Source organism: Ensifer sp. Root1252, assembly GCF_001425885.1.
Taxonomy (GTDB): Bacteria; Pseudomonadota; Alphaproteobacteria; order Rhizobiales; family Rhizobiaceae; genus Ensifer; species Ensifer canadensis.
In genome coordinates this window covers 17,224-28,836 of the sequence record NZ_LMDT01000001.1, presented here as the reverse complement: position 1 = coordinate 28,836, position 11,613 = coordinate 17,224, and the positions used below count along the sequence as shown (strand labels likewise).

10 protein-coding genes are annotated in these 11,613 nt (G+C 61.7%); 4 read left to right on the top strand and 6 right to left on the bottom strand.

The window, feature by feature from the left end:
- Nucleotides 1-10 precede the first annotated feature (10 nt).
- The gene (locus ASD02_RS00115) at nucleotides 11-514 is read left to right on the top strand and encodes a DUF523 domain-containing protein (RefSeq protein ID WP_025426121.1); all 504 of its coding nucleotides are present in this window, start codon (nucleotides 11-13) and stop codon (nucleotides 512-514) included.
- Nucleotides 515-647: 133 nt separating this feature from the next.
- Here ASD02_RS00115 and ASD02_RS00110 read toward each other — a convergent pair whose 3' ends face one another.
- The 5 genes from ASD02_RS00110 to ASD02_RS00090 form a co-directional block, all read right to left on the bottom strand.
- Complete coding sequence (locus ASD02_RS00110; RefSeq protein WP_025426122.1) at nucleotides 648-1,175, bottom strand: plant virulence effector HPE1-like domain-containing protein; 528 nt, start codon at nucleotides 1,173-1,175, stop codon at nucleotides 648-650.
- Between the two features lie 209 nt (nucleotides 1,176-1,384).
- A complete protein-coding gene (purD, locus tag ASD02_RS00105; protein ID WP_025426123.1) occupies nucleotides 1,385-2,656 on the bottom strand; it encodes a phosphoribosylamine--glycine ligase in 1,272 nt (423 codons plus the stop codon).
- 148 nt (nucleotides 2,657-2,804) lie between these two features.
- Nucleotides 2,805-5,168, bottom strand: coding sequence for a bifunctional diguanylate cyclase/phosphodiesterase (locus tag ASD02_RS00100; protein ID WP_057221877.1), 2,364 nt, complete (start codon nucleotides 5,166-5,168; stop codon nucleotides 2,805-2,807).
- Nucleotides 5,165-6,205: a spermidine/putrescine ABC transporter substrate-binding protein gene (locus ASD02_RS00095; RefSeq protein WP_057211582.1), complete on the bottom strand. Its 1,041-nt coding sequence runs from the start codon at nucleotides 6,203-6,205 to the stop codon at nucleotides 5,165-5,167. The genes ASD02_RS00100 and ASD02_RS00095 overlap by 4 nt, the downstream gene beginning before the upstream one ends.
- 170 nt (nucleotides 6,206-6,375) lie before the next feature.
- Nucleotides 6,376-7,575, bottom strand: coding sequence for an MFS transporter (locus ASD02_RS00090; RefSeq protein WP_057211584.1), 1,200 nt, complete (start codon nucleotides 7,573-7,575; stop codon nucleotides 6,376-6,378).
- A 108-nt stretch (nucleotides 7,576-7,683) separates the two neighbouring features.
- On the opposite strand from ASD02_RS00090, the gene ASD02_RS00085 reads away from it, so the two are divergent.
- The 3 genes from ASD02_RS00085 (at nucleotide 7,684) to ubiA (ending at nucleotide 10,508) form a co-directional block, all read left to right on the top strand.
- Nucleotides 7,684-8,499 (top strand): helix-turn-helix transcriptional regulator, encoded by an 816-nt coding sequence (locus ASD02_RS00085; protein ID WP_025426127.1) that lies wholly within the window; start codon nucleotides 7,684-7,686, stop codon nucleotides 8,497-8,499.
- Nucleotides 8,500-8,704: 205 nt separating this feature from the next.
- Nucleotides 8,705-9,472 (top strand): MipA/OmpV family protein, encoded by a 768-nt coding sequence (locus ASD02_RS00080; protein ID WP_225906245.1) that lies wholly within the window; start codon nucleotides 8,705-8,707, stop codon nucleotides 9,470-9,472.
- A gap of 76 nt (nucleotides 9,473-9,548) precedes the next feature.
- The gene (gene ubiA, locus ASD02_RS00075; RefSeq protein WP_025426129.1) at nucleotides 9,549-10,508 is read left to right on the top strand and encodes a 4-hydroxybenzoate octaprenyltransferase; all 960 of its coding nucleotides are present in this window, start codon (nucleotides 9,549-9,551) and stop codon (nucleotides 10,506-10,508) included.
- Between the two features lie 433 nt (nucleotides 10,509-10,941).
- Here the strand turns inward: ubiA and ASD02_RS00070 are convergent, their stop codons facing one another.
- Nucleotides 10,942-11,508, bottom strand: coding sequence for a DUF6101 family protein (locus ASD02_RS00070; RefSeq protein WP_025426130.1), 567 nt, complete (start codon nucleotides 11,506-11,508; stop codon nucleotides 10,942-10,944).
- Between the last annotated feature and the right edge of the window lie 105 nt (nucleotides 11,509-11,613).

The window sequence follows — 11,613 nt, the reverse complement described above, 5'->3', positions numbered from 1 at the left end:
GGAGGTGTGCATGACGGCGAAGATCCTCGTCAGCGCCTGCCTCATGGGCCATGCCGTGCGCTACGATGGCGCGTCGAAGCCGCTCGTCCATCCGGCCATCGACCGCTGGCGCCTAGAGGGCCGGCTCGTCACCATCTGTCCCGAAATGTCGGCCGGCATGCCGGTGCCGCGTCCGCCGGCCGAGATCGCGTCCGGCATGTCCGGCACCAACGTGCTCGACGGCGGGGCAACCGTCGTCGAGAATACCGGCCGCGATATCACCGGTGAGTTTCTGGACGCCGCCGAGAATGCGCTGGCGCTCGCGCGCGAAACGGACTGTCGTTTCGCGCTGTTGATCGACGGCAGCCCGTCCTGCGGATCGGGTTTCGTCTACGACGGCACGTTTTCCGGCGCACGCCACGCGGGGCAGGGGGTTACGGCCGCGCTGCTCGCAAGGAACGGTATCGAGGTTTATTCCGACAGGGAGATTGAAGCCTTGGTCGAGCGGATCGATGGCCCACGCCAACCCAGATAACACGAGCCCAGATAAAAAGATTGCGCCCCTGCTTCTCTCAGGGGCGCAATCTCTCGCTGTTTCAGCGAATTGCCCGTCAGCCCTTGAATGCAGGGGAGGCTGGCCGGGGCAGGGAACTTTCCCGTTTAGGCCCTCAGTTTAGCCGAAGTTCGAGGCCGGTCGGATCAAATTGCCGTGAGCTTTCGGCGGCCACAGATGCCGCGACTGCCGGCTCTGCCTGTGTAAGGGTCTGAACCGCGGCAGTTTTGGCGGTCTCGTCGATCACAGACGCAGCCAAGTCATGATTGCCCGGGTTCGCGATATCGATATCGGCCGCAGCGGTCGCCGTATCCGCCTGTTCGGCTCCGTTCGCGGCTGCTTTGACAGCCTCCTCAGAAGGCTTGCTGACGAAAACAACCGGCGAGCCGCCGAGCCAGGCTTCGGTGCGCACAAGCCGCATCTCACCGTTGATTTGCTTGAGCTCGACCTTCTCGCTGCCATTCTCGATCTCAGGCACCACATAGGTGACCTTCTTCTTGATCTGCAGCGGCGGGCATTGTGCGCAGGAGACAGAGGCCACGCTGGAATTGACGGCCTCCCCGGAAACGACAGCTTCGATCGACTGTGCCCAGGCGCTGCCGGCGGCGAGCGCAACGGCGGTGGTGATCAGCAACAGGCGCATCGGTCTTCTCTCCGAGTTTGTTCTACAGCGCCGCGCGTCTTATCAGACGCGCAAAGGTCGCTGTAGCACTTTGAATTGCTGCATGTTTTGTCCTGAAATCGGCTACGATTTAAGGAACCATGCAGTCGGCAAGAATATGCGTTCTCTCTTACTTTCCCGTCAGGAGAATTGGTAAAAATTGAATGATCCGGCGCATTTACCGGCGGCGGTCAGGCCTTCTCGCGGGCAACCGCGCGCCAGCCGATATCGTGGCGATAGAAGCCGTTGTCCCAGGAAACGCCGTCGACTGCCGAATAGGCGCGGTCCTTGGCAGCGCTTGCGCTTTCGCCGATCGCCGTGATGTTCAGCACCCGCCCGCCCGTTGCAACCAGGCTGCCGTCCTTCATCGCTGTGCCGGCGTGAAACACCTTGGTCTCAGGCGAGGCCTCGGGCAGCGCAGCAATGGGCGAGTTCTTGTCGTAGCTGCCCGGATATCCCTTCGACGCCATGACCACCGTCAGTGCCGTTTCGTCGCGCCATTCGGCTTCCATGCCCGCAAGCGTGCCCGTCGCCGCGGCATAAAGCAGTGGCAAGAGGTCGCTCTTCATGCGCATCATCAGCACCTGGCATTCCGGGTCGCCGAAACGCACATTGTACTCGATCAGCTCCGGCCCCTTGGCGGTGATCATCAGCCCGGCGAAGAACACGCCGGAAAAGGGATGTCCGCTCTCCGCCATGCCGCGCATGGTCGGCTCGATGATCTCCTTCATCGTGCGCTCGGTCATTTCTGATGTCATCACAGGCGCTGGCGAATAGGCGCCCATGCCGCCGGTATTCGGGCCGGTGTCGCCATCGCCGACGCGCTTGTGGTCTTGTGCCGAGGCAAGCGCGAGCGCGGTCTTGCCGTCGCTGAGGCAGAAGAAGCTTGCCTCCTCGCCGTCGAGATAGGCTTCGACCACCACTTCCGCGCCGGCCGCGCCGAAGGCGCCATCGAAGCAGTCATCGACAGCAGCGAGCGCTTCGTCGAGTTCCATGGCAACGGTCACACCCTTGCCGGCGGCGAGTCCATCGGCCTTGATGACGATCGGCGCGCCCTGCTCGCACACATAGGCCTTGGCGGATTCAGCGTCGGTGAAGCGACCGTAGGCGCCGGTCGGGATATCGTATCTGGCGCAGAGGTCTTTGGTGAAGCCCTTGGAACCTTCAAGCTGGGCCGCGGAAGCGGAAGGGCCGAAGACGGCGACACCGGCAGCGCGCAGCACGTCTGCAAGGCCGGCCACGAGCGGGCCTTCCGGCCCGACCACGACGAAATCGATCGCCTCTTTCAGGCAGAAGTCCGCAACGGCGGCATGATTGTCGGTGTCGAGCGCAACGAGCGTTGCTTCCTCGGCAATGCCAGGATTGCCGGGCGCGGCATAGAGCTTGGTCAATTTCGGCGACTGCGCGATCTTCCATGCCAGCGCATGTTCGCGTCCACCCGATCCGATCAGAAGAACCTTCATTGCCTGCCCCCGACATGCCGAAATTGTTGCGTTGCGGTTAAGGCGAGGCGGCTGTCAGGTCAAGGGGGCAGGGGGCTATGGCGCACGATTCCCGCCTCGGAGTGCACCTTGTCCGGAGCGTCACGGGAGAGAGTAGACCGACATGCGCTCAGGCGATTGCCTGCTGGTTCTTGCGATCATCCTGCTCCTGGCCGCAGCGGGCGGTGCGCGTCAGCGCCCAGATGCCGAGATCCTCAAGTGGTAGCGGCTTGCTGATAAGGTAGCCCTGGAAGAGATCGCACCCTGCAGCAGTCAGCATCGAGAGTTTCTCCGGCGTGTCGACGCCTTCCCCGACCACGGCAACGTCCTTGGCGTGGCACAGCGCGATCAACGCCCTCAGAACCGGCAGTGATTGCGATGCCGTGAGGTTAGAAACGAGCGCCCGGTCCAGTTTGATCGTATCGGCGGTGTATTCGATGATCTGCTGGACAGAGGTATAGCCGGCGCCGAAATCGTCGATCGACAGGCGGAAGCCCTTTTGGCGCAGTTCGTCGATGTTGCGGCGGAGCTGGTCGCTGAACTTGACCGCGAAAGTCTCGGTCAGCTCAATTTCGATCGATTGCGGCTGCAGTCCATGGCGGTTGATACAATCGGAGAAATAGTCGGCAATCGCCTTCGAATGCAGTTCGGCCGAGGAAATGTTGATCGCCAGGATCGTATCGGGACCGAAGAGTGCCTTTAGCTGCCGGCAGTCGGACATGGCCTGGTTGATCACCCACCAGTCGATCTTGGTGAAGAGGCCGGAGCTTTCGGCGATCGGCACGAATTCGTCCGGCGTCACGTTACCGAGTACCGGCGAATACCAGCGCAGCAGCGCTTCGCAGCCGGTCACGCGACCGTCGGTGTCGACGATCGGCATGTAGACCAGATGGAATTGCTCGTCCGGATCGAGCGAGCGCAACTCGTCCTGGATCTGGCGCAGACGGGTGCGCTTGTCGTGCAGGGCGCGCGAGAACCGGGAAGAGCGGTTCTTGCCGCTAGTCTTTGCCTGATACATCGCCGCGTCCGCATTTGAAATCAGCTCGGCAAGGTTGGTCGCGTCATCCGGGCAGATGGCAGCGCCGATGCTGGCCGTCACCGGATAGCTCTTGCCGGAGACTTCGAAGCCATCTTCGAACAGCGCCAGGATGGCCGCAGCGACTTCGCGGACCGTGCCGTCGCCCGGTCGGGAGCGGACCAGCACCGCGAATTCGTCGCCTGAGAGCCGCGCCAGGATCGCCGGCTTCTGGCCGCGTCGCTCGGTGATCGCTTCGACATTCTCGGCGATGCGCGTTGCCAGGGTCTTTAAGAGTTCGTCGCCGATCTCGTGGCCATGCTTGTCATTGACGAATTTGAAGTTGTCGATGTCGATGAACAGCAGGCTGCATTTTTCACCCGAGACAATGGCCTCGCGCACGATGCCGGCGGCAACCGCGTTGAAATGACCGCGATTGCTGATGCCGGTCAGCGTGTCGGTCCAGGAGCTGCGCTGCACCAGCTTGAGCGATTGTTCGGACTGGCGATGCAGCTCTCTGATGTTTTCCGTCAGTCGCCCGATCTCGCCCTTCTCCTCCATGTTGCGGATCTCGTCATGGGCGCCGACCATGACGGCCATAACGTTGGCGTCGAGCTTGGCGATCGGGTCGGTGATGAACCGCCGGATGAGAACGATGATCAGCCAGATCGAAAACAGGCTCATCGCCACGGCACCAAATGCCAGCAGCAGTTTCTGCTGGGCCATCAGCCGGTCGAAATGATTGCTCGAAACCGTCAGCGTCGCATAGAGCGATGGCCCGAGATGCACGCTTGCCGAAAGGTCGTCGGTAATCGCGAGCGGCCACGGCTGAAGGACGACGTCGGCGCCGTATTCCTGCTTGAGTGTTTCCTGCATGTCGAGGAAACGATCCGGCTGGATCGCCACCTGGATAAGCAGCGCGCCCGATTTCTTGCTCGGCAGCGGTCGCGTGAAGGTAACGGGATCGAGGAAGTAGGAATAGACGATCCGCGCCTTGTGCCCGCCGTCGTAGAGGTAGGTCCAGTCGACAAGCTTTTCTTCGCGTATCAGTCGCCGTGCCAGATTGAGCTGCGCCTCGTCGATTTCGGCGAAGGGATCCCAGCTGTTTTCGAAATAGTATTCTGATTGCAGGTTCGATGTCAGGATCGACAGGGACACGTAGCCCGTCGGGTCGTCGGAGAGCGACTTGACACTTTCCTGCAGCCGGACGCCGAGCGCATTGGCCCGGTAGTTCTTGTCGGTTTCAGAGATGTACTGGCGCAGCGAATTGCTGTTCAGGAGCGCATTGAGAAAGCCCTTGCTGCGGCCGATCTCGTTCTGGAAGACGGCGGCGGCATGTTCCAGCCGCTGGGACAGCTTGGCATGTTCCAGCGCCCGGATCGATCGGCTCTGGGTGACATGGACCGAGATCGCCGCCAGCAGATAGCCGGCCAGCACCACGGGAAAGATCAGGATGAGTGCGCGCTTGCCGAGGGTCACTGGAAATTCGCCAATGTGCTGATGATGCGCCGGCGCAGCTGCACCGACGTCGTTGACAGTTCCTGCTGGTACTGACTCTTGGCCAGAATGTCTGGCGACGGGTAGATCGCCTGGTCCGCGCGCATCGCCTCCGGCAACAACGCAAAGGCGGCTTTGCTCGGCGTCGGCATATTGAGCGCCTGTGCGTTTGCGGCGGCACTTCCGGGCGAGCCGATATAGTCCAGGAAGGCGAGCGCCCGTGCCTTGTTCGGCGACTTGGCGACGACCGACATGCAATCGAGCCAGGAAAGCGTGCCTTCCTTGGGCACGACATAGCGCCAGATGCCCGGTGTACCGGCCTTTTCGTTTAGGACGTGCTGATCGCCGCTATAGCCAAGCGCCAGATGGATGTCCTTGCCGATGGCCTGGTTCTGGATCGAGCTTATGACGTATTCATAGGTCAGAACCGCCGGTGCCTGTTGCTTCATCAGGTTGAAGGCGGTCTTGAGCGTTGCCTGGTCGTTGGTGTTGATCGACTCGCCGAGCAGCATGAGGGGGGCGACAAAGGCCTCGTTGTGGTCGTCGTACATGGCGACGTGCTTGGTCAGCGCCGGAGCCGGCTGCATCAGGTCGCGCCAGGACGTGGGCGCTTCAGGCAGCATGTCCGATCGGTAGAGAAGGCCCATCGTGCCCCAGAGATAGGGCAGGCCATGGTTCGAGCAGCGCTTGCGCCAGCTTTCGTCATAATCCCTGAGCGAGGCGACATTGGTCTCGTCGACAGCCTCGAGCACGCCTCTGCGCCCAAAGAGCGCGGCGCCGTTCTCGCCGGTCACCACCAGATCGACGATGCTGTTCGGGTCGGCCAACACCTCGTCGCGGGTATCGCCGTTGTCGTAGTAGACCTGATGGATTCCTACGCCGGTTATTGCCGTCCAGCGGTCGAGGATCGCCTGATCGATATAGGATTCCCAGATCAGCAGGTTGAGCGTTTCGGCTTGCCCCGCCGTTGCCAGGAGCAACGTCGTCAAAAAGGCGGGAATCGCCGATCGCCCTCGCATTGTCTACCCCTGCCCAAGCCCCATCCAGCGACCGTAGCGCGCAAAAATTGATGAATGATTACGCAGGGCTGCGGGAAATAGCATGGTTGGAGCAAGGCGTTGCCGGGCGGAAAAACAGAACGGGCGCCGCATGGCGGCGCCCGTTGAAAAGTCTGCTGCTGGATGTCTGCCTAATGCCGCGCGGGCATCCTCGGCAGAAGGATCGTCAGAATGCCGAGCAGCGGCAGATACGAGCAGACCGTGTAGACGAACTCGATGCCCTGCCGGTCAGCAAAAATGCCGAGAAGAGCCGCACCCATGCCGCCGAAGCCGAAGGCGAAACCAAAGAAGACACCGGCAATCAGCCCCACGCGTCCCGGCACTAGTTCCTGCGCGAAAACGACGATCGCCGAAAACGCCGAGGAGAAGATGAAGCCGATGATGATCGACAGCACGCCCGTCCAGAAGAGGTTCGCATAGGGCAGCATCAGCGCGAAGGGGATGACGCCGAGGATCGAGAACCAGATGACGAAGCGCGCGCCGTAACGGTCGCCGATCGGACCGCCGAGGAAAGTGCCGGCGGCGGCAGCGCCCAGGAACAGGAACAGCATCAGCTGTGCTTGCTGAACGGTAACGCTGAACTTCTCGATGACGAAGAAGGTGAAATAGCTGGAGATGCTGGCCATGTAGACGTTCTTGGTGGCGGTCAGCAGCACCAGCACGGCGACGGCCCAGATCACGCGGTTCTTCGGCAGCGGCAAGGCGCGGCTCGGCGCCGGCTTGCTCATCGACGAGCGACGGTGGCGCACATACCAGGTGCTGACCCAGGTGAGCACGAAGAATCCGATGACCGCGACGATCGAGAACCAGCTGAGGCTGCCCTGGCCGAAGGGGATGACGATGAAGGCTGCGAGCAGCGGCCCCATGGCGCTACCGGCATTGCCGCCGACCTGGAACAGCGATTGCGCCAGGCCATGCCGCCCGCCCGAAGCGAGGCGAGCGATCCGCGAAGATTCCGGATGGAAGATCGCCGAGCCGACGCCGATCATGCTTGCAGCCAGAAGCAGCATCGGGAAATCATGCGCGTTGGCGAGCAGGATGAGGCCGGAGCAGGTGGAAAGCATCGCTACCGGCAGCGAATAGGGCAGTGCCCAGCGGTCGGTGATGATGCCGACGGCCGGCTGCAGCATCGAGGCTGTCAACTGGAAGGTGAAGGTCAGAAGCCCGATCTGCACGAAATCGAGCGAATAGTTCGCCTTGAGCAAGGGATAGAGCGCCGTCAGCAGCGACTGCATGATGTCGTTCAGCATGTGGCAGAAGCTGACTGCCAGGATGACGGAGAATGCCGTCTTTTCCGGGGTTATGCTCCCCGTTGAAGTAACCGTTGCCATGGATGTTTCCTTGCCGTCTCGATGGTTGTGTGCGGCGACGGATATCTCTACTGATCTTGCCCATGGCCTGCTTTTGTGATGTGGTCGAGTTCTTTCGCGAGTGGGCCAATGCCGATCCATCGAATAAATTTGCCCGAACTGCCCGACGCCGACCATTTCAGGAACCTGGACTGGATCGAGACCGGAAACTCCGCCGTGCTCGCTCTCGGCCGCGATTATGGCGCGGGCCTGACCGTTCCACTCCACAGCCATACCCGCACGCAATTGTGGTGGGCGCGGCAAGGCGTTGTCCTTGTGCGTACCGCCCACGGACGTTGGCTCGTCCCGCCGGGGCACGCCTTACTGATCCCCGCGGGGGTCGAGCATTCGACCGAGATGATCAGCGATGTGCGCATGCACTCGATCTATTTCACCCCATCGCTGCTGCGCGCCGAACGGCCGATGGTAATGGAAATCACCCCGCTTGCGGGCAGCCTGGTCGATGCGCTTGTCAGCGTCGAGAGCGAGACCATGTCGGAACGGCGGGAACAGCTGATCATGGATCTCCTGCTCGAAGAGATCGCTCTTCTGCATGAGCGGCCGCTCGGCCTGCCTTTCCCGCGTGAGCAGAAACTGGCGCTTCTCTGCCGGCAGTTCCTGGAGGCACCGTCGGCGACCGCCAATATCGACCAGTGGGCCGATCGCCTGGGTCTCAGCCGACGGACATTCACGCGGATGTTCCGCAACGAGACAGGGGTCAGTTTCGTCACCTGGCGCCAACAGGCCTGCATCTTCGCATCGTTGCCGCGCCTTGCGGACGGTGAATCCGTCACCAATGTCGCGCTTGATGCCGGCTACGAGAACGTTGCGGCCTTCACCACGATGTTTCGCCGCATGCTTGGAAGCGCCCCCAGTCACTACCTGAAAATGTACCAGGGCCGGTAGGCATCGTCGCCGGCATGGCAAACGGGAGTTGAATTGACCTGGTTAACGGAATCGTAGGAACAAGGGGCAATAAGTCGCCCCCGTGTCCTTTCAGATGGCGCCAATGGCCGGCGCGCAGGGCACGTTCAAACTTCGCCCCGGCGAATGATTCTTCCGGAGTTGTTCCTTGCGTATCCGTTCTTTTCTTCTCCTTTCTGGAACCCTTTTGTTGTCCGCAGGCACCGCCTCGGCTGCTGACGGCCAGTATTTCTGGTCGGGCGACTGGTACTTGAAGGTCGGCGCCACCGGCTTTCTCGGCCCGAAATACGAAGGCGCCTCCAAGCGCATGTTCCAGGCCGCGCCGCTGATATCGCTCGGCAAGGCCGGCAGCACCGTTCGCTTCTCGTCGCGCAACGACAACATGTCCTATGCGCTGCTGGACCAGGGCGGGTTCCGCGCCGGCGTCGCCGGCAAGCTGATCTTCGAGCGCGACGAGAATACCTCCAGCGACCTTAGGGGGCTCGCCCCCGTCAAGTTCGGTGGAGAACTCGGCGGCTTCGCCGAGGTCTATCCGACCGATTGGCTGCGCGTGCGCGCGGAAGTCCGACAGGGCATTCGCAGCCACCACGGTATCGTCGCCGATGTCACCGCCGATGCCTTTACCGACATCAGCAGCAATGTGCGCATTTCTGCCGGTCCGCGTATGACGGCCGCCACCAGCGACTATTTCAGCGCCTATTACGGCGTGAACGATGCCGAATCGGCAGCATCAGGCCTCAGCACCTATAATCCGCATGGCGGCATTGATTCCGTCGGTGTTGGTGCGGCGATCAATTGGCAGGCAACGGAAAAGCTTGAGACCGGTGCCTATGCCGAATATCGCCGCCTGATGGGCCCGGCGGCCGACTCGAGCCTCGTGCGCGAGCGCGGCAGCCGCAACCAGTTCCTCGTTGGCCTGTCGGCCACCTATCGCTTCGACTTCACGCTTCCCTGAACGGTGGCGCCAAGCGGCGGGACGGTGCGGCATCGAACCGCTTGACCGCCCCGGCGCGTAGCGTCAAACAGGAGGCATGAACACGTCCTCCGCCGATTCCGGGCGCGTCCACGACGCGCCGTCGAACAACTGGGTCTACCGCGTGCTGCCGCGTGCGCTGTGGCCCTATGCGCAACTTGCTCGCTGGGACCGCCCGATCGGCTGGCAATTGCTGATGTGGCCCTGTCTGTGGTCGGTCGCTCTGGCCTCGGGCACGGCGGCGGCAGCGGGGCAATTTTCGCTCGGCCGGTTCGTTTTTCATAGCTTCCTCTTCATCGCCGGCGCCATCGCCATGCGCGGCGCGGGCTGCACCTTCAACGACATCGTCGATCATGACATCGACATGGAAGTGGCGCGAACGCGCTCGCGCCCCTTGCCATCGGGCCGGGTCTCCCGCTTTCAGGCAAAGGCCTTCATGGTGCTGCAGGCACTTGTCGGGCTGGTGGTGCTGCTACAATTCAATGCCGTCACCATTTGGCTCGGTATCCTGTCGCTGGGGCTTGTCGCAATCTATCCCTTCGCCAAGCGGTTTACCGACTGGCCGCAGTTCTTCCTCGGCCTTGCGTTTTCCTGGGGGGCGATCATGGGCTGGTCGGCCGAGTTCGGGACGCTTTCGTTTGCGCCCGTGCTGCTCTACGGCGCGGCGATCGCCTGGACGATCGGCTACGACACGATCTACGCCTACCAGGATAGGGAAGATGACGAACTTATCGGGGTGCGGTCGACGGCTCGCCGCTTCGGCGACAATCCACGCCCTTGGTTGATCGGGCTCTATGGACTTGCCATCGCGCTGATGCTTCTGGCGTTTCTCGCCGCAGGGGCCGGGCTGTTTGCCTATCTCGGTTTGCTGATCGCGGCCGTGTTGCTGATCTATCAGATCCTGGTGCTGAACATCCACGACCCTTCGCAATGCCTCGCATTGTTCAAGTTCAATGGTGTCGTGGGATTGATCATTTTCGCCGGGCTGGTCGCGGCCCTTTTCGTTCGGCTGATATGAAAAACCCTCCGTTTTGGCGGAGGATCCTGCAGTCTATCCGAAATGTTTGATACACGTCCGCCGGCACTTTCCCGAGAGATCTGCGAGAGCCTGATCGCTCAGCCCCAGCTGATTGCGCTGGCAGCCTTGCGCTTCTTCGCCTCGGTGCGCGCACGGAAAATCGCAACGATTGCGTCAATGGTGGCGGCAAGAGACTTGCGCATCGGGTATCTCCTTCTTTCGTGACCTTGGCTATGGGTCGGATATGGCACGAAGAAGGCGAGGCGGCTGTTTCCGAAGGAACACCCGCGATTTGGCTGTGAACGTTTTGGCGTTACAGCGCCGCGCGTCAAGTATGACGCGCTAAGGACGCTGTAGCACTTCAGACTTGCTGCATACAAAAACCGGCCGCAGGGAACGGCCGGCTTTTGCACTGGAGGTATTCGGTTAAGCCCTAGCTGCGGGCGATGATTTCGCGCCCGTCGATCTTCATGTTGACGCCAAGCCGGCCGGTGGAGCGGCGCACGAGGAAGCGCGGCCTGCGGTCGGCAAAGAAGGAGTGGCGGCGCCGCGGCTTGAGCGGTGCGGTGCGAACCTCGCCGAGATGCTCTTCGAGGGCGCGAGCGACGCCATCGGCTTCGACCATCAGCATCGGAATGCGATAGGCTTCGGCCCAGGCGCGCCAATCGGCAGCAATGTCGGAAAGATCATGTGCAACGAGCAGCGGAACACAAAGGTCCGGATCGTCATGATGAAGTTCAAGCGTCACTGTAACGTCTCCGTCGCCGTGGTCGATCGCGCGTGCCGCGACCCCTTTGAATGCCCGCGCCGGCAGTGCGATCGAAAGCGGCAGGCCGCTTGATGGTAGCACCTTGCGCAGAACCGCGCCACGCTCGTCCAGGCTGATCGTGACATTGCCTGTGTGGCCACGCAGGACGTAGCTTGCCTGCTGAGGAAAGCGCTTCGGATCGAGCCGGAGCGTGTTTTCGACCCATGCGGGTTGAGAGAGTGTATTGCGCATTTCAATCGCCCTTGTTTTTCCTTGAGAGCCGATTTCCGGTCTTCTCTTCGGGACTTTTCGTCCTCTATGGGCTGGAGAATAGGCGGCTCCCCTTCCGGCCGACTT

Coding starts and splice junctions, on each gene's coding strand:
- ASD02_RS00115 (WP_025426121.1), top strand. CDS start 11: ATGACGGCGAAGATCCTCGTCAGCGCCTGCCTCATGGGCCATGCCGTG.
- ASD02_RS00110 (WP_025426122.1), bottom strand. CDS start 1,175: ATGCGCCTGTTGCTGATCACCACCGCCGTTGCGCTCGCCGCCGGCAGC.
- purD (WP_025426123.1), bottom strand. CDS start 2,656: ATGAAGGTTCTTCTGATCGGATCGGGTGGACGCGAACATGCGCTGGCA.
- ASD02_RS00095 (WP_057211582.1), bottom strand. CDS start 6,205: ATGCGAGGGCGATCGGCGATTCCCGCCTTTTTGACGACGTTGCTCCTG.
- ASD02_RS00090 (WP_057211584.1), bottom strand. CDS start 7,575: ATGGCAACGGTTACTTCAACGGGGAGCATAACCCCGGAAAAGACGGCA.
- ASD02_RS00085 (WP_025426127.1), top strand. CDS start 7,684: ATGCCGATCCATCGAATAAATTTGCCCGAACTGCCCGACGCCGACCAT.
- ubiA (WP_025426129.1), top strand. CDS start 9,549: ATGAACACGTCCTCCGCCGATTCCGGGCGCGTCCACGACGCGCCGTCG.
- ASD02_RS00070 (WP_025426130.1), bottom strand. CDS start 11,508: ATGCGCAATACACTCTCTCAACCCGCATGGGTCGAAAACACGCTCCGG.